Source organism: Paucisalibacillus algeriensis (assembly GCF_000577245.1).
Taxonomy (GTDB): domain Bacteria; phylum Bacillota; class Bacilli; order Bacillales; family Amphibacillaceae; genus Ornithinibacillus.
The window spans coordinates 76,629-95,160 of sequence record NZ_CBYO010000020.1 but is presented as its reverse complement, the minus strand read 5'-3'; the positions used below and the strand labels follow the sequence as shown (position 1 = coordinate 95,160).

The following is an 18,532-nucleotide window of genomic DNA, read 5'->3' as shown; positions in this document are numbered from 1 at the left end:
TTACCACAGAATTGGCACTAAGCCTATTTTATCATAATCTATTGAACTTGGACATGTGCTAATTACTAATTCGACAAAAAAACAGGAAATATGATAAATTCCCTGTCCAAAATTGTTATTAGGATATTAGTTTGAAGACAATTGACGTGTTACTTTTCTCTTTATTCAATTGGCTCTTTATTTGGAGTACCTGGTTTTCTCGGATATTTCTTTGGTGATTGCCTTTTCTTTCTTACTATAACAATGGAACGTTCACTATTCTCCTCTGGTAATGTAAATGTATTAGTAGATTCAATTTCTCCTCCCAATACCTCTATCGCTGTTTTTCCAGACTCAAGTTCTTCAGTAGCCTGTGCACCTTTCATCGCAATAAATACACCATTTTTCTTTACTAAAGGTATGCATAGTTCACTTAACACAGACATTCTAGCTACTGCCCTTGCCATCACCGTATCAAATGACTCTCGGAACTTACCGTTCTTTCCAAATGTCTCTGCCCGATCATGGTAGAAAGCCACATCTGTTAATTCGAGTTGAGCAGCAAGGTGATTTAGAAAACCAATTCTTTTTTGCAATGAATCGACAATGGTTACCTTAATATTAGGAAAGCATATTTTTAAAGGTATACTTGGAAACCCAGCACCAGCTCCAACATCACAAATATGCTGATTCGCCGTAAAATCATGGTAAAAGGCAGCAGATATGGAATCATAGAAATGCTTTAAATACACATCTTCTTCCTCGGTTAATGCTGTTAAGTTAATTTTTTCATTCCATTCTACTAACGTCTTAAAATATGTATCAAATTGTTGCATTTGCTTTTCGGTTAAGGTTATCCCCTGTTTTTCTAACGCTTTCGCAAATTGGGTTGGATTCATAAAAAAACTCCTTTATACATTTATGTAGAGAAGGCCAGACTCCTTTTAAGGAGACTGACCCTTATATTTTTTTATTTAATTCGCTAGTTTAGCAATTCTTCCATGTTCAATATACACTAACAAGATTGAAATATCAGCTGGGTTTACACCTGAAATTCGGGAAGCTTGACCTACAGACAACGGTTGAACTAATTTCAATTTTTGTCTTGCTTCTGTCGCTAGACCACTTATTGCATCATAATCAATGTCTTCTGGGATCTTCTTATCTTCCATCTTCTTCATGCGTTCCACTTGTTCATTTGCTTTTTTAATATACCCTTCATACTTAATTTGTATTTCTACTTGTTCTTTTACATCGGAAGAAAGGTTTTCATTTGATTCTATTACAGATTCAATTAAATCATAGTGTAATTCTGGACGTTTTAATAAATCATAAGCTTTCATAGGTTCTTTTAAAGGCGTTGCGTTAGCTCCCTCTAGCATACTTTGCACTTCAGGAGTTGGTTTAATTGAAATCTTACGTAAACGTTTTTTCTCTTCTTCTACTTGTTGTTTCTTAATTTCGAACTTTTGATAACGTTCATTCGAAATTAATCCCAATTGATAACCCACATCTGTTAATCGCAAATCTGCATTATCGTGGCGTAATAATAGACGATACTCTGCTCGTGATGTTAATAGACGATATGGCTCTTTTGTCCCTTTTGTTACTAAATCATCTATTAATACACCAATATAGGCTTGGGAGCGGTCTAAAATAACCGGATCCTTACCAAGAACTTTTGCTGCAGCATTTATACCTGCCATGATACCTTGTGCAGCCGCTTCTTCATATCCAGACGTACCATTAATTTGACCAGCACTAAAAAGTCCTGGAATATTTTTTAATTCAAGCGTTGGCCAAAGTTGCGTAGGGACGATTGAATCATATTCAATGGCATAACCGGGACGCATGATTTCAGCATTTTCTAAGCCTGGGACAGAACGGACAATTTCATGCTGTACAGATTCAGGTAATGAAGTGGATAATCCTTGTACATAAACTTCTTCCGTGTCTCTTCCCTCTGGTTCAAGGAATACCTGATGACGTGGCTTATCATGGAAACGGACAATTTTATCCTCGATAGATGGACAATAACGAGGTCCAGTACCACGTTTTGCACCAGAATACATTGCAGAAAGTCCTAAATTATCATTAATAACCTGATGTGTAAATTCATTAGTATACGTTAACCAACAAGGAATTTGATCTAGAATAAACTCAGTAGTTTCATAAGAAAAGCCTTGTGGTTTATCGTCTCCTGGTTGAATTTCTGTTTTAGAATAATCAATCGTATGACTATTCACTCGTGGTGGTGTACCAGTTTTGAATCGAACTAATTCTATACCAAGTTCTTCAAGATTATCGGAAAGCTTTAGTGAAGGACGTTGATTATTTGGTCCACTTTCATACTCCAAATCCCCCATTAGAACTTTACCACGCATAAATGTTCCCGTTGTAATAATAACCGTTTCAGCACGATATGCTGCCCCAGTTTCCGTAATAACACCTTTACAAACACCGTCTTCGACAATTAGCTCATCTACCATACCTTGACGAAGTGTAAGATTTTCTTGATTTTCTAGTGTTTGTTTCATTTCTTTTATATAAACAGGTTTATCTGCTTGTGCACGTAATGCTTGAACAGCAGGGCCTTTTCCTGTGTTTAACATACGCATTTGAATATAAGACTTATCAATTGCCTTAGCCATTTCCCCACCTAAGGCATCAATTTCACGAACAACAATACCTTTAGCTGGACCACCAATTGATGGATTACATGGCATAAAAGCAATCATATCCAGGTTTAAACTAAGCATTAATGTCTTAACGCCCATTCTCGCAGCAGCAAGACCAGCTTCTACACCAGCATGACCTGCGCCGATAACAATCGTATCATAATGCCCTGCATCATATACCATAACATTCATCCTTTCGTAATTTTTGATTATTAATTATAAGGTTGTAATTATTTTAATAAGATATTTTTAATACCTACTCTGAGCGGTCCGTATCCACGAAGACTCCTGAGGGAGGAGGCTCACCAGTCGCCAAGCCGCAAGGTAGACACTGTGAGGTATTTTCGAACAGATGTCACCCTGTACTGGAAGTAAAAGCGAAGTGTATTCGGACCGCGGACCTGACTAAAGAGTATTTTAAAGTTATACTCTTATTTCCCTAAACAGAATTGCGAAAACAACTGGTCGATTAAACTATCACTAGCAGTATCACCTATAATCTCACCTAAAAATTCCCACGTTCTCGTTACATCTATTTGTACAATATCAAGCGGCATTCCCAAATCAAGAGAAGACATCGCCTCTTCTAATGCTTGCTTTGCTTGCTTTAATAGTTGAATATGTCTAGCATTGGAAACATAGGTTAAATCACCAGAATCAATTTCACCTGCAAAGAAAGAATCAGCTATTGCCGATTCTAACGCATCAATTCCTTCTTCCTTTAATAGAGAAGTAGAAACGATTCTTTTATCTTCCACCAAATCTTTTACTTTTTCAATGTCTAATTTTTGGTTTAAATCTGTTTTATTGATAATGACAATATATTCAAGGCCTTTCACAACTTCAAATAATCTAAAATCCTCTTCAGAAAGCTCTTCATTATTGTTTAAAACAAGTAAAATTAGATCTGCCTCTTTTAATGCCTGTCGAGATCGCTCTACTCCTATTCGCTCTACTATATCTTCCGTTTCACGAATTCCTGCTGTATCAATTAGCCGTAATGGAATACCTCGTACATTAACATATTCCTCAATGATATCTCTTGTGGTACCAGGAATATCCGTAACAATTGCTTTATTCTCTTGAACTAATGCATTTAATAAGGAGGATTTTCCAACGTTTGGACGACCGATAATTGCCGTTGCAATTCCCTCACGCAGTATTTTACCTTGCTTTGCAACACTTAGTAATTCCTCTATTTCCGAATGAACTTCTTTCGTTTTTACACGCATCATTTCATGTGACATTTCTTCTACATCATCATATTCTGGATAATCTATATTAACCTCTACATGTGCAACTGTTTCTAGAAGTGATTGGCGGTACTTTTTAATTAAAGCAGATAACCTTCCGTCCATTTGCTTTAATGCAACGTTCATTGCTTTATCTGTCTTTGCACGAATTAAATCCATTACCGCTTCTGCTTGTGATAAATCAATACGTCCATTTAAAAAGGCACGTTTCGTAAATTCACCTGGCTCCGCTAATCTTGCACCTTGGTTTAATACAATCTCGAGTACTCGGTTAACTGATACAAGTCCCCCATGGCAATTTATTTCTACCACATCTTCACGAGTAAATGTCTTTGGACCACGCATAATCGTAACCATTACCTCTTCAGCTACTTCATTCGTTTCTGGATCAATAATCTTCCCATAATGAATCGTATGCGAATCTACCTCATGCAAATCTTTACCTTTATAGATCTTTGAAGTTATTTCAATAGCATCACGTCCACTTAAACGAACAATTGAAATTGCTCCCTCACCTATTGGGGTAGATATTGCCGTAATTGTATCCGTCTCAAACATTCTTTTCACCTCCACTATCATTTATCATCTATATATAACATCGAATTTTATCCACATTTCTATTAGCAACGGAACTTTTACCGTCACTAACTTAATAGAATAACACATTTTAATTCAAAAATAAACTTATCCACAGCAATAAATTTTCTTTTCCTCTTACATACTTATTCACATGTGGATAAGTTTACTTTAGTAAAATATTTTGGTTATGCACAATATCGATTAATGGTATTCTGCCGGAGCGGTTTCACACCGCTATCCTCTTTACTAATTATAAGGGGATTAGTAGTAGTTACCGCATAGTATCTATCATTTATAAAATTAACAACAATCTTCTAGAAAACAGCCTAAATCTGGAGGAATTACCCCCATGTATACTTATCTCATTTCATCACATTAAAAAAGTACAAGCCATGCACCCAGCATGGCTTGTACTTTTTCATTAGTTATTTTAAATATCCTCACCATTATGACTCTTTAACTCACCTTGCTCATCTAACTGATCAATTTTTGCATCTACTGTACCTTCTGTATAGGCATCTGTCGCTTGTTCATGGGTGGTTGCTAAACCTTTTTCAACTTGATTACTACTAGTATATCCAGAAACATCGTAATTCTTTTCTGCTACCTCATTAGTATTGGTTATGTTGTTCTTATCCTTACTCATCTAATTATCCTTTCTATCTTGTTAATGTATTTTCCCTAATATAGCTTCTAAATCTTGCAGAAGCTTTTTAATATCTTCTTGATTTAACAATAATGGTATCTGATCGTTAACCGTTATTGTACATGAATCCTCCTGTGTACCTAAGTACGCAGCCATTTTCATTAGTTGATCAATCGATAAGGAAGATGCGGTAGAAATTTGTTTAACTTGGGTTAAGTAAAAACCTTCTTTTTCCATTTCACCTTGAAATACTGCCCCATTAAACGTTTCCACTACACATTCTCCTTTTACATGCACATTATTAGTTAGTATGTAACTCCTTTTTAAAAACATACAAAAAAACCTCTGGTTGACATAACCAGAGGTTTCTTAAATTTTATTTATGGTTTAATTACTACATGACGATGTGGTTCTACACCATCCGAATAGGTGGATACATCATCTATATCCTGTAATACACTATGAATAATTTTTCGCTCGTAAGCCGGCATTGGTTCAAGTGCTACTTTCTTATTCATTCGCTTAGCTTTTTCTGCCATACGCAATGCTAAACCTTCTAGAGTATCCTTACGACGTCCACGGTAGCCTTCCGCATCCAATGTAACGGTATAATATTGATTACCTTCTTTATTGACAACTAAATGTGTTAGATACTGTAAAGCATTTAATGTTTGACCACGTTTTCCAATTAGTAGCGCAATCTTTTCCCCGGCCAGATCAAAGGTTATATGATTATCTTCTACAGTAGTTGTTACGTCAACATCAACATTCATGTTTTTAACGACATTTAAAATAAATTTTTCCGCTTCTTGGATAGGATTCTTTGCTAAAGTTACCTTTACAATAGCTCGCTTAGCTCCGAATACACCTAGAATTCCTTTTTTTCCTTCATCAATAATTGTAACTTGTACTTGGTCCTTGGATGTGTTTAACTGCTCTAATGCTGATTGGACCGCTTCATCAACTGTTTGTCCGGTAGCAGTTATTTCTCTCACTTTTTGTCTCCTCCAGTATTGGAATCTTTCATCATTGGTTTACGAATGAAAATAGTTTGAGCAATCATGAATAAGTTACCAATAACCCAATATAATGCTAATGCTGCAGGGAACATAAATGCAAATACAGTAATCATGATTGGCATCATATATAGCATGACAGTCATTTGTGGGTTATTTGCTGCTGGACTTCCACCCATCATTAATTTTTGTTGTAAGAATGTTGTTAACCCTGCGATAAATGGAAGAATAAAGTCTTTTTCATCTAATGGGAACCATAAGAATGAATGATTATCAATTGCATCTGTACGCATTATCGCGTGATAAATTGCAAGCAAGATTGGCATCTGTACAAAAATTGGTAAACATCCTGCAAGTGGATTAACACCATGTTTCTGGAATAATGCCATGGTTTCCTGTTGGAGCTTTTGTTGTGTATTAGCGTCTTTTGAGCTATATTTCTTTTGTAATTCTTTTAATTCTGGTTGTATATCTTGCATTGCCTTTGAACTTCTTAATTGCTTAATATTTAGTGGAAGTAATGCAGTACGAATGATTACTGTCACTAAGATAATAGATAGACCAAAGTTTTCATTAAATAAATCTGCGAAATAAATAATCAACCATGATAACGGATAGACGAAATAAGTATTCCAAATTCCTTCACTATCTGGAGTAATTGGTTCATTTATTTCTGTACAACCTGATAAGAAAACAACCAATCCTATCAATAATGCTATTAAAAATAACTTCTTACGCAAATCTTTTTCCTCCTAACTAGTCCAAACGAAAAAAAAATCGCTTTCACTTAAAGACAACGTATATACCACATATTTTACAATAAACAAACGCTAGATTCTATTCATATCTAAAACTTTACTTATTCTTTAGTAGTCTTTCTTTCGACAGTAAATGCGTTAAGCTCTTTTTTACTTCAAAAAACTCCATATCTTTAGTAGGTTGTCTAGCAATAATAACGAAATCATAGGAAGGCTTAATTTCTTTTTCTAATTCGTGGAATGCTTGACGAAGATATCGTTTGATTCTATTTCTAACAACAGCATTACCAATTTTTTTGCCAACTGACAGACCAACCCTAAAGTGGATTTGATCTTCTTTCTTCCTATAGTAAATAACTAGCTGTCTATTTGCAAAGGACTTCCCCTTTTTAAAGATAACCTGGAATTCCTTATTATCTTTCACTCGAAATTCTTTCTTCATTATTGATCACCTATCGCGATTAACCATGTTTTACTATTCTTCAGCATTTAGAAGAAATAGTATTTCATTCCTTTATGTAAAACAAAAAGCAATGGGCCTTTAACCATTTTGAACCACTGCTTTCAAGTTTATTCTAACTATATAATTTTTGTCTCTTTACGATCAGAAATTCAAATTTTAGCTTCCTAGCGTGAAAAAAGACCACTGATGGTTTCAGTGGCCTATGCAGATAATACTTTTCTTCCTTTACGACGACGACGAGCTAAAACTTTACGGCCGTTTTTAGTGCTCATACGTGCGCGAAAGCCATGTACTTTACTACGTTTACGGTTATTAGGTTGAAACGTTCTTTTCATTTATGCTGCACCTCCCCGAGGGATCTATTTTTAGAAAACTAGAGCATTTGCCCAAGCTTTTTAAGCGAATGTCAAAGCCTACACTATATGCAAGCGGAAAAGATTCTAGAACTCAACAATAAAAACAAACTAATCCTTAGACAGTCTTTGTCATTATACAGAAAAATTTTTTTATCGTCAACTTGATTTAGAAAAAATTCTACTCTGGATACAGGTAAAGAAATCACAACTCTTACATCAGATTAATAATGGATGCTTATAATACTCCATTGGCATTAATGGGATCTATTTATCAACACTTTTTACAAAAAGATTGAATTTCCAAATATTGTTGTTAATTACATAACTGATAGAAACTGTGCGGTAACTGGAGATTTATGGTTGAGCAACATACCCACTCCGGAAATACACTCCGCTTTCCGCGGGCACTCCTCGCGGAAAGACCACCGCTGTGGGGTCTTCGGACACGTGCTATTCCCGCGGGAGTCTCCGTGTATTTCCTACGCTAGCATTGTGTAAACAATTTATTACACTAAATAATACTTTATCAACCATAATCTAGAAGAGCCTACTAGCATAGGCAGAATACGGAGACTCCTGCGGGAGAACAGGCATAGGTGAGACCCCGCAGTGTGATAGCACGAGGAGGCTCACCAGCCGCCCGCGGAAAGCGGAGAATTCTGCCGGAGCGGTAGTCCTAGCTTCACTAATATTTAAATGGTTACCGCACAGTTTCTATTAACCGTGAAGACATAAGTAACAAACATTTTTGTAATCTGCCTTACGCTTAATACTCCTCCAAAATCAAGTCCCATTTATTCACAAACACAAATTAATGTAAGTCATACAATTTATTACCTCTTCACTTTTCCCAGCTTTTAGCACACTTTTTCATTTATCCACATATCCTGTTTACTACTTTTTCCACCGCAAATAAATATCCACAGCATTTGTCGACAGGTTAATCACAAAATATGGTGGTGTGAATAAAAATTGTCTACAACACATGGATATTGTGGATAACTGTCGAAAAAACATTGCAAACCTGCCCTTTTTTTGATATCATAGTTGTGTTTTAACATGTTAACAAGTAACTAACCATAAAAAGTTATACACATTCTGTGGATATCCTGTGGACATTAATTCACACCCTGTTTTTATAGTTTATCCACAATTTCATCTAATCTGCGCATAACTCATTTAAATACTTAGTAGATTTAGCCTTAATTATCCACAACTGCTCTTAACTATTTTCTATAGTTATTAGAAAAACTCACCTTCGCTTTAACGAATGTGTTAGTTTTTCTTCCGTTGGCAGAAAGTATTTTTATACTTTTTAATCTGCTAGCAAAAAAATTAAATAATAGAATACTTACCTTTCCATCTTTATGATTTTTCTAGCAAATTTATGCTAAAAATTGGTTCCCTGAAAGTTCCATACTTTCTAACCAAAAAGATAGAGAGAGGTTTTTTATTCTTAATTTAGGAAAATCTATTATCGGAATTGAAGGGGGGGAATGAATTGGAAAATATCCATGATCTATGGAAAGCTACTCTTGAAAAGATAGAGGAAAAAATAAGTAAACCTAGCTTTGATACTTGGCTTAAAGATACAAAAGCTGAATCTTTAGAAGGAAGCACGTTAACGATTACAGCACCTAATGAATTTGCAAGGGATTGGTTAGAGGAACAATACTCCCAGCTCATTCAAAAGGTGTTACTTGAAGTAACTGGTTCAAAATTACAACTAAAATTAATTGTTTTGGATACGGTTATTGAAGAGGATAACAAGCCTAGACCAAAACCGAAACCACCACTTAATGACATACATGATGGAAAAACCATGCTTAATCCAAAGTACACGTTCGATACATTTGTTATTGGATCAGGTAATAGATTTGCCCATGCCGCTTCACTAGCAGTAGCTGAAGCCCCAGCCAAGGCATATAATCCTCTATTTATTTATGGGGGAGTAGGATTAGGAAAAACACACTTAATGCATGCCATTGGACACTATGTATTAGAACATAATAAAAATGCCAAAGTTGTATATATTTCTTCTGAAAAATTTACGAATGAATTTATTGATGCAATTATGGAGAATAAAACAGCAAACTTCCGTAATAAGTACCGCAATGTAGATGTCCTTCTAATCGATGATATCCAGTTCATTGCTGGGAAAGAATCAACACAGGAAGAATTTTTCCATACATTCAACGCTCTGCATGAAGAAAATAAGCAAATTATTATCTCAAGTGACCGACCACCAAAGGAAATTCCGACCCTAGAAGACCGGTTGCGTTCTAGATTCGAATGGGGTCTCATAACTGACATTACACCACCGGATCTAGAAACTAGGATTGCCATTCTAACCAAAAAAGCAAAAGCAGAAGGGCTTGATATTCCTAGTGAAGTTATGCTCTATATTGCAAACCAAATTGATACGAATATCCGCGAACTAGAGGGTGCATTAATTCGCGTCGTTGCTTACTCATCTCTTGTTAATCGAGATATTGATGCAGCGCTCGCAGCAGATGCTTTAAAGGACATTATTCCAAATAATAAGCCTCGAATTATTACAATTCCTGCAATTATGGAAGTTGTAGGGGAAAAATATAATATCAAAAAAGATGATTTTCTAGCCAAAAAACGAACAAAGTCTATCGCATTTCCACGCCAAATTGCTATGTACCTATCGAGAGAATTAACAGATTTATCTCTACCAAAAATTGGTGAGGAGTTTGGTGGACGTGATCATACAACCGTCATTCATGCACACGAAAAAATCGCTAAACTAATAGAAAATGACTCTCTACTAGCAAGAGAAATTGAAGAAATTAAACAAGAACTAAAATCTTTGTAAGCTTATCCACCTGTTAATAACGTGGATAGAGGGTACAAACTTACAAACATTTTATTCACATGTGGATAACTATATGCCATCTGTGTTTGATAGGGTTATCCACATAATCACAGGCCCTATTACTATTATTACTATAAATTCTTATAAAAAATAATAAATATATAGAACTTCCATTGGAGGATTTTTTCATGAAATTTACGATTCAACGTGATCAATTAATTGATAGTGTACAAGATGTTATGAAAGCAATATCTTCAAGAACAGCTATTCCAATCTTAACGGGTATGAAAATAGAAGCGAGTCTTCATGGGATTACATTAACTGGTAGTGATTCCGATATTTCGATTGAATCCTATATTCCAGCAGAAGAAAATGGCATGGTAAATGTAGAGGATATTGAAGAAGGTAGTATTGTTTTACAAGCTAAATATTTCCCTGATATTGTTCGTAAATTACCGGAACAACACGTGGAAATTGTAGCTGATGAAAATTTAAAGGTTACCATTCGTTCAGGAAAAGCTGAATTTAGTTTAAATGGACAGGATGCAGATGAGTATCCGCAATTACCAAAATTACAAACAGATGATAGCTTTGAACTTCCAACTGATTTATTAAAAAGCTTAATTAAACAAACGGTGTTTGCTGTATCATCTATGGAAACTCGCCCAATTCTAACAGGTGTCAATCTTTCACTTGTGGATAACAAATTAACGTTTACAGCAACGGATAGTCATCGTTTAGCAGCTAGAGAAGTACCTATCCCATCGTCGAATGTGCAATTCCAAAGTATTGTAGTACCTGGTAAGAGTTTGAATGAATTAAATAAAATTCTCGATGATACGGAAGAAACAGTAGAAATTAGTGTGACAAATAATCAGATCCTTTTCCGTACAAAGCACTTAAACTTCTTATCTCGTATTCTAGATGGAAATTACCCAGAAACATCTAGACTAATTCCAGAACAGAGTAAAACAGTGCTTCATGTAAAAACAAAGGATTTAATTAGTAGTATTGACCGTGCATCACTACTAGCAAGAGAAGAAAGAAATAATGTGGTTAAGTTAACAACTCTAAACGATAACATTCTAGAAATTACAAGTAACTCACCAGAAGTTGGACACGTATCAGAAGAATTAGCGGTACAATCCATTGACGGTGAAGAACTTAAAATTTCCTTTAGCTCAAAATACATGCTTGATGCTCTAAAAGTAATGGAAATAGACGAAGTAAAAATTGACTTCACAGGCGCGATGAGACCATTCATCATCCGCCCAATAAACGACCCATCCATGCTTCAACTAATCCTACCAGTAAGAACTTATTAGGGATTGGGTTGTTTTAGGTAAAATTACTGTCAAGCCGGATCCGTAGCCCGTATACACTGTAGACATGGCCAGAAAATATACCCAAAAATGACTTTTATCATTAAGCCGAATGATAAAAGTCATTTTTCATACCAATAAAAAGCATTTTTAACCCCATACAAACGTTTTAACCTCTTTTCAAGGGTCTTACCTTTCCTTCAAGCAAAAACTTTAGTAAAATAGTTATAAGCGATTATTTCACGTTAGGAGTATAAATTTTTTGCAAAGAAGAAAATTCGAGGCAGAAAAAAAATTAAGTACCAAGTTATAAGTACAACTAAGGCATTCGCCTAAGCGAAAGTAAACGCCCGAGTTTTCTAAAAAAACAATCAGGAAATGGTGATTAAATTGCATACAACTATTGAAATTAGCACGGACTATATCACACTAGGTCAATTTGTAAAATTAACCAATGTATTAGAATCAGGCGGTATGGTAAAAGCATTTTTACAAGATATAGGTGCTGTTGTTAATGGTGAATTAGAACATCGTCGCGGAAGAAAACTCTATTCAAATGATGTAGTTGAAATCGAAGGTGCCGGATCTTTTGTAGTTGTAAAAAAGGATTAGTTCCTAAATGAGGCATGCACATGCATATAAAAGAATTAAATTTAACAAATTACCGAAATTATAAAAACTTACTCATTGAATTTGACGATAAAGTAAATGTCATCATTGGAGAAAATGCCCAAGGAAAAACAAATCTTATGGAGGCTATCTATCTTCTCGCATTTACCAAGTCGCATCGAACTTCTAAAGAAAAAGAATTAATCCGTTGGGACGAGGAATATGCTAAAATAGAAGGTAGAGTCGAAAAGCGAATACAATCTATTCCGCTAGAAATTGTTATCTCCGGTAAGGGAAAAAAAGCTAAGCTAAATCATTTAGAGCAAAGAAGGTTAAGTGACTATATAGGGAACCTAAATGTTGTCATGTTTGCTCCTGAAGACTTGACCCTAGTGAAAGGAACTCCGAATATACGTAGACGATTTATTGATATGGAACTAGGTCAAATTCAACCTCGGTATATTTACCACCTCGGGCAGTTTCAAAAAGTATTAAAGCAACGGAACCATTTGTTGAAGCAAATGCAAAGAGACCGAAGTATAAATCGTATGATGCTCAATGTCTTAACCGATCAACTAATTGAACATGCAAGCACTATTATAGAACGACGCTTTGCCTTCTTAGAGTTGCTAAGAAAATGGGCAAAGCCAATCCATCATGGGATTAGCCATCAAGTAGAAGAACTTGAAATTGTGTATTCACCAACGGTTGAAGTATTAGAAGGTGCATCTAAGGAGAAAATAGAAAGTAGTTTTCAAGAGAAGTTTCGTCAATCTATAGAAAAAGAGATTGAACGTGGAACTACGCTTTATGGACCTCATCGGGATGACATTCTTTTTTATGTAAATGGGAAAAATGTCCAAACATATGGATCTCAAGGTCAGCAAAGGACAACAGCCTTATCGATAAAGCTAGCTGAAATTGATCTCATTTACAGTGAAGTAGGAGAATATCCAATCCTCCTTTTAGATGATGTGTTAAGTGAATTAGATGACTATAGGCAATCACATCTGTTAAATACAATTCAAGGGAAAGTTCAAACTTTTGTTTCGACTACGAGTGTTGATGGGATTCATCATAGTACCTTGGAAAAGGCGGAAATTTTCAGAGTGCAAAATGGAACGGTTACCTCTTAGAGGAATTCCATTAGGTGGGGGAGTAAGACTTGTTTATTCACATTGGAAATGAAAATGTAATCCGGTCAAAAGATATTGTTTCCATTATTGATTATAATATTATTTCATCATCCACCATAATGGATGAGATGATGACAGCTAATCAAGATATTATTATTGGGCCAATCGTAGATGCAAAATCAGTAGTGATTACGAATGACCATTTATATTTGAGTACTTTGTCCGTTGCAACATTAAAAAAAAGGGCAAGTATGATGTCAACAATAAGTAAACTTGATGATTATTCAGACAATCTAGAGCTTGAATAGTTCAAGTGGAATGTAGGTGGGAAAATGGCAATGGAAGAAAACGTAAAAACAGAACAGTCATATAATGCCGATCAGATCCAAGTATTAGAAGGTTTAGAAGCGGTCCGTAAAAGACCTGGTATGTATATTGGTTCCACAAGTGAAAAGGGATTACATCACCTGGTATGGGAAATCGTCGATAACAGTATTGATGAAGCCCTAGCTGGTTACTGTGATCACATTCATGTCATTGTAGAAGAAGATAATAGTATAACAGTAAAGGATAATGGCCGTGGTATTCCAGTAGACATTCAGAAACAGACTGGTAAACCCGCAGTTGAAGTTATCATGACAGTACTACATGCTGGTGGAAAATTTGGCGGTGGTGGATATAAAGTTTCAGGTGGACTTCATGGTGTAGGTGCCTCTGTTGTAAACGCACTGTCAACTAATTTAGATGTTTATGTACATCTCGATGGAAAAGTACATCATATTGGCTTTTCACGAGGTAATAAGGTCAAGGAGCTAGAAGTTGTTGGAGAAACAGATCGTACTGGAACAACTGTACATTTTACTCCTGATCCAGAAATTTTTACCGAAACAACAACGTATGATTTAAACATTCTTGTTCAACGTATACGTGAGCTAGCATTTCTAAATAAAGGTATTCGAATCACCATTGAAGATAAACGAACGGGAGAGGAACCCCAGTCATTCTTCTATGAAGGTGGAATTAGCGAATATGTTAAGTTTATAAATCGTAATAAAGAAGTTCTTCATGAGCCCTTCTATGCTGAAGGAGATGACCAAGGTATTGCAGTTGAAGTAGCAATTCAATATAACGATGGTTTTAACAGCAATATCTTCTCCTATGCGAATAATATCCATACGTATGAAGGTGGAACACATGAATCTGGCTTTAAGACTGGCTTAACACGAGTTATAAATGACTATGCACGTAAAAGTAATCTAATAAAAGATAGTGAAGCTAATTTAACGGGTGACGATGTTCGCGAAGGTATTACCGCGATTGTGTCTATTAAACATCCAGACCCACAATTTGAAGGACAAACAAAAACAAAACTAGGAAATAGTGAAGTTCGTACTATTACAGACTCTGTCTTTAGTGAAATGTTTGGGAAGTTTTTATTTGAGAACCCTTCAGTAGGGAAAATTATTGTAGAAAAAGGCCTAATGGCTTCCCGTGCACGTGCTGCCGCAAAGAAAGCTCGTGATTTAACGAGAAGAAAAGGCGTACTGGAAATCTCCAATCTTCCAGGTAAACTTGCTGACTGTTCATCAAAAGACGCATCGATTAGTGAACTGTACATTGTTGAGGGTGACTCTGCGGGTGGATCAGCAAAACAGGGTCGTGACAGGCATTTCCAAGCAATTCTACCACTAAGAGGTAAAATACTAAATGTTGAGAAAGCTCGCTTGGATCGTATCCTGTCCAATAATGAAGTACGTTCTATGATTACAGCTCTTGGAACTGGTATTAGTGATGACTTTGATATTTCAAAAGCAAGGTACCACAAAATTGTTATTATGACAGATGCTGATGTGGATGGTGCACATATTCGGACTTTACTTTTAACATTCTTTTTCCGTTTTATGCGCCCGTTAATCGAACATGGTTATGTCTATATTGCTCAGCCGCCACTTTATAAGGTCCAACAGGGTAAAGCTGTCCACTATGCGTATGATGATAAAGAGCTAGAGCAAATTTTAGCCAAGTTGCCACAGGCACCTAAACCTGGCCTACAGCGTTATAAAGGTCTAGGGGAAATGAACGCTGAACAGCTTTGGGAAACAACAATGGACCCAGAAAATCGTACATTGTTACAGGTTGATTTATCTGATGCAATTGAAGCTGATCATGTATTTGACATGTTAATGGGTGACAAGGTTGAGCCTCGTCGTCAATTTATTGAAGAAAATGCCCAGTATGTTAAGAACTTAGATATTTAACGTTAACGTAATAATAGTTAATAACGAAAAACTTTTCTCGTTTTTTGAAATGTGTCTGGCTAACTTGATCTTAAGTTAGTCTTTGACACAATCAGGAGGTTTAAATCTATGGCGGAACAAGAACGTCGAAGTGTACAAGAAATAAATATAAGTCAAGAAGTACGTACGTCCTTTCTAGATTATGCGATGAGTGTTATTGTCTCCCGTGCATTACCAGATGTCAGGGATGGTATGAAACCTGTACATCGAAGAATATTATATGCAATGAACGATTTGGGTATGCATTCTGATAAAGCATATAAAAAGTCAGCTCGTATCGTTGGTGAAGTAATCGGTAAGTATCACCCACATGGTGACTCAGCAGTATATGAAGCAATGGTTCGTATGGCACAGGACTTCAGCTACCGTAATCCACTAGTTGATGGACATGGTAACTTTGGTTCTGTCGATGGTGACTCGGCAGCGGCAATGCGTTACACCGAAGCCAGAATGTCCAAAATCTCAATGGAATTACTCCGTGATATTAACAAGGACACGATCGATTATCAAGATAACTATGACGGTTCAGAAAGAGAACCAGTTGTATTTCCAGCTCGATTCCCTAACCTGCTAGTAAACGGAGCTTCCGGAATCGCTGTAGGGATGGCTACTAATATCCCTCCTCATAATCTTGGGGAAACAATTGATGCTGTATTAGCAGTAAGTAAGGATCCTGAGATTACAATCGATGAAATTATGGAAAACCATCTACCAGGACCAGATTTCCCTACTGCAGGGATAATTCTGGGACGTAGTGGTATCCGTAGAGCCTATGAAACTGGTAGAGGCTCGATTACAGTTCGTGCTAGGGTAGAGATTGAGGAACAATCAAATGGAAAATCCACTATTCTCGTAACGGAATTACCGTATCAGGTTAACAAGGCTAGACTAATTGAAAAAATAGCTGAATTAGTACGTGATAAACGTGTTGAAGGTATAACGGATTTACGTGATGAATCAGACCGTAATGGTATGCGTGTAGTCATGGAATTACGCCGTGATGCGAATGCCAATGTGGTTCTAAATAATTTATATAAATACACGTCATTACAAACAACATTCGGTGTGAATACTTTAGCACTTGTAAATGGCATTCCTAAAGTCTTAAATATTAAGGAATGTCTCGTACACTATCTGGATCATCAGAAAGTAATTATTAGACGTCGTACGGCATTTGAATTGAAAAAGGCTGAAGCTAGAGCACATATTTTAGAAGGTTTACGAATTGCACTGGATCATTTGGATGAAGTTATCTCCTTAATCCGTAGTTCGAAAACGGCAGATATTGCTCGTGACGGACTAATGACTCGCTTTAAGCTAACGGAAAAGCAAGCACAAGCAATCCTTGATATGAGATTACAACGCTTAACAGGTTTAGAGCGTGAAAAGATTGAAAACGAATATAATGAACTTCAAAAACTTATTGAAGAATTAAAAGCAATTCTTGCTGATGAGGAAAAAGTTCTTGAAATTATCCGTGAAGAATTAGGAGAAATAAAAGAGAAATATGGGGATAAGAGACGTACAGAGATTGGTGCTGGTGGCGCGGACTTCTTTGAAGATGAAGACCTAATTCCAGTAGAGAATATCGTTATTACCCTTACACATAAAGGCTATATAAAACGATTACCTTCTTCCACATATCGCGTTCAAAAACGCGGAGGTCGTGGTATACAAGGAATGGGAACTCATGAAGATGATTTTGTCGAACATCTAATTTCCACAACTACTCATGATACAATCCTATTCTTTACGAATAAAGGGAAGGTTTACAAGGTTAAAGGTTATGAAATACCAGAATTTAGCCGGACAGCAAAAGGACTACCAATCATTAATCTACTTCAGATTGAAAAGGAAGAGTGGATTAATGCTGTCATATCTGTTAGTGAATTTAGTGAGGATTGGAACTTCTTCTTTACGACAAAAAGAGGTATTTCAAAACGTACAAGCCTTTCCCAATTTGCCAATATCCGTAAAGGTGGCTTAATCGCCCTTGGCCTACGTGAAGATGATGAGCTAATGTCCGTTCGGCTAACAGATGGTACAAAAGATATTATGATTGCAACGAAACATGGCTATCTGATTCGCTTCCCAGAGGATCAAGTAAGATTAATGGGAAGAACTGCAGCAGGTGTCCGTGGTATCTCATTACGAGATGATGATGAAGTTGTTTCAATGGAAATCCTAGAGAATGGATTACAGATTCTTCACGTTACCAATAAAGGTCTTGGTAAACGTACATTTGAAGATCAGTATCGTATTACGAACCGTGGTGGTAAAGGTATATTCACTGCCAAATTAACAGAGGAGACAGGACATGTTGTTTCTGTTAAGCCAGTTAAGGGTGATGAAGATCTGATGCTAATCACAGCAGCTGGTGTGTTAATTCGTATTCCGGTTGAGGGAATATCGCAAACAGGAAGAAATACACAAGGTGTTCGTTTAATCCGTCTTCAAGAAAATGAAGAAGTGGCAACAGTAGCAATTATTGAACATGAAGAGGAAGAAGAGACTTCCAATATAGAAGAATCAACTGAATCAAACGAAGTAGAATCAGAAGAGGAATAAGAAGTATACTAGGTGACGGTTGAAAAGAAT

The 18,532-nt window shown here is 36.2% G+C and carries 16 protein-coding genes; 7 read left to right on the top strand and 9 right to left on the bottom strand.

All coding sequences use genetic code 11. From position 1 onward, the window contains the following. Positions 1-161: 161 nt before the first annotated feature. The 9 genes from rsmG to rpmH all read right to left on the bottom strand — a co-directional run bounded on the left by rsmG (position 162) and on the right by rpmH (position 7,707). Positions 162-878: a 16S rRNA (guanine(527)-N(7))-methyltransferase RsmG gene (rsmG, locus tag TY11_RS14590; protein ID WP_042147671.1), complete on the bottom strand. Its 717-nt coding sequence runs from the start codon at positions 876-878 to the stop codon at positions 162-164. 75 nt (positions 879-953) lie between these two features. After that, a complete protein-coding gene (gene mnmG, locus TY11_RS14585) occupies positions 954-2,840 on the bottom strand; it encodes a tRNA uridine-5-carboxymethylaminomethyl(34) synthesis enzyme MnmG (RefSeq protein WP_042147668.1) in 1,887 nt (628 codons plus the stop codon). A 248-nt stretch (positions 2,841-3,088) separates the two neighbouring features. After that, a complete protein-coding gene (gene mnmE / locus TY11_RS14580) occupies positions 3,089-4,468 on the bottom strand; it encodes a tRNA uridine-5-carboxymethylaminomethyl(34) synthesis GTPase MnmE (protein WP_042147665.1) in 1,380 nt (459 codons plus the stop codon). Positions 4,469-4,919: 451 nt separating this feature from the next. Continuing rightward, the gene (locus TY11_RS14575) at positions 4,920-5,135 is read right to left on the bottom strand and encodes a YozQ family protein (protein ID WP_042147662.1); all 216 of its coding nucleotides are present in this window, start codon (positions 5,133-5,135) and stop codon (positions 4,920-4,922) included. Between the two features lie 21 nt (positions 5,136-5,156). Further along, positions 5,157-5,408, bottom strand: a complete 252-nt coding sequence (locus TY11_RS14570; protein WP_042147660.1) for a hypothetical protein — start codon at positions 5,406-5,408, stop codon at positions 5,157-5,159. Between the two features lie 107 nt (positions 5,409-5,515). Beyond that, the gene (gene jag, locus TY11_RS14565) at positions 5,516-6,130 is read right to left on the bottom strand and encodes an RNA-binding cell elongation regulator Jag/EloR (protein WP_042147658.1); all 615 of its coding nucleotides are present in this window, start codon (positions 6,128-6,130) and stop codon (positions 5,516-5,518) included. Beyond that, entirely contained in the window at positions 6,127-6,891 is a 765-nt protein-coding gene (gene spoIIIJ / locus TY11_RS14560) for a YidC family membrane integrase SpoIIIJ (protein ID WP_042147656.1), read from the bottom strand. The genes jag and spoIIIJ overlap by 4 nt, the downstream gene beginning before the upstream one ends. A 115-nt stretch (positions 6,892-7,006) precedes the next feature. Next, entirely contained in the window at positions 7,007-7,351 is a 345-nt protein-coding gene (gene rnpA, locus TY11_RS14555) for a ribonuclease P protein component (RefSeq protein WP_042147653.1), read from the bottom strand. Positions 7,352-7,572: 221 nt separating this feature from the next. After that, positions 7,573-7,707, bottom strand: coding sequence for a 50S ribosomal protein L34 (gene rpmH, locus TY11_RS14550; RefSeq protein ID WP_026908473.1), 135 nt, complete (start codon positions 7,705-7,707; stop codon positions 7,573-7,575). A 1,522-nt stretch (positions 7,708-9,229) separates the two neighbouring features. Here rpmH and dnaA point away from each other — a divergent pair. From dnaA to gyrA, 7 genes are all read left to right on the top strand, one after another. Then, positions 9,230-10,570, top strand: coding sequence for a chromosomal replication initiator protein DnaA (gene dnaA, locus TY11_RS14545; RefSeq protein ID WP_042147649.1), 1,341 nt, complete (start codon positions 9,230-9,232; stop codon positions 10,568-10,570). A 188-nt stretch (positions 10,571-10,758) separates the two neighbouring features. Continuing rightward, a complete protein-coding gene (gene dnaN, locus TY11_RS14540; RefSeq protein WP_042147646.1) occupies positions 10,759-11,895 on the top strand; it encodes a DNA polymerase III subunit beta in 1,137 nt (378 codons plus the stop codon). Positions 11,896-12,282: 387 nt separating this feature from the next. After that, complete coding sequence (yaaA, locus tag TY11_RS14535; protein ID WP_042147643.1) at positions 12,283-12,504, top strand: S4 domain-containing protein YaaA; 222 nt, start codon at positions 12,283-12,285, stop codon at positions 12,502-12,504. A 20-nt stretch (positions 12,505-12,524) separates the two neighbouring features. Then, positions 12,525-13,637, top strand: coding sequence for a DNA replication/repair protein RecF (gene recF, locus TY11_RS14530; RefSeq protein WP_042147640.1), 1,113 nt, complete (start codon positions 12,525-12,527; stop codon positions 13,635-13,637). Between the two features lie 29 nt (positions 13,638-13,666). Continuing rightward, positions 13,667-13,945 carry an extracellular matrix regulator RemB gene (remB, locus tag TY11_RS14525; RefSeq protein ID WP_042147639.1) on the top strand — a complete coding sequence of 93 codons (279 nt, stop codon included), beginning with the start codon at positions 13,667-13,669 and terminating at the stop codon, positions 13,943-13,945. Positions 13,946-13,969: 24 nt separating this feature from the next. Continuing rightward, entirely contained in the window at positions 13,970-15,895 is a 1,926-nt protein-coding gene (gene gyrB, locus TY11_RS14520; protein ID WP_042147636.1) for a DNA topoisomerase (ATP-hydrolyzing) subunit B, read from the top strand. Positions 15,896-16,003: 108 nt separating this feature from the next. Continuing rightward, positions 16,004-18,502 carry a DNA gyrase subunit A gene (gyrA, locus tag TY11_RS14515; RefSeq protein WP_042147635.1) on the top strand — a complete coding sequence of 833 codons (2,499 nt, stop codon included), beginning with the start codon at positions 16,004-16,006 and terminating at the stop codon, positions 18,500-18,502. Positions 18,503-18,532 lie beyond the last annotated feature (30 nt).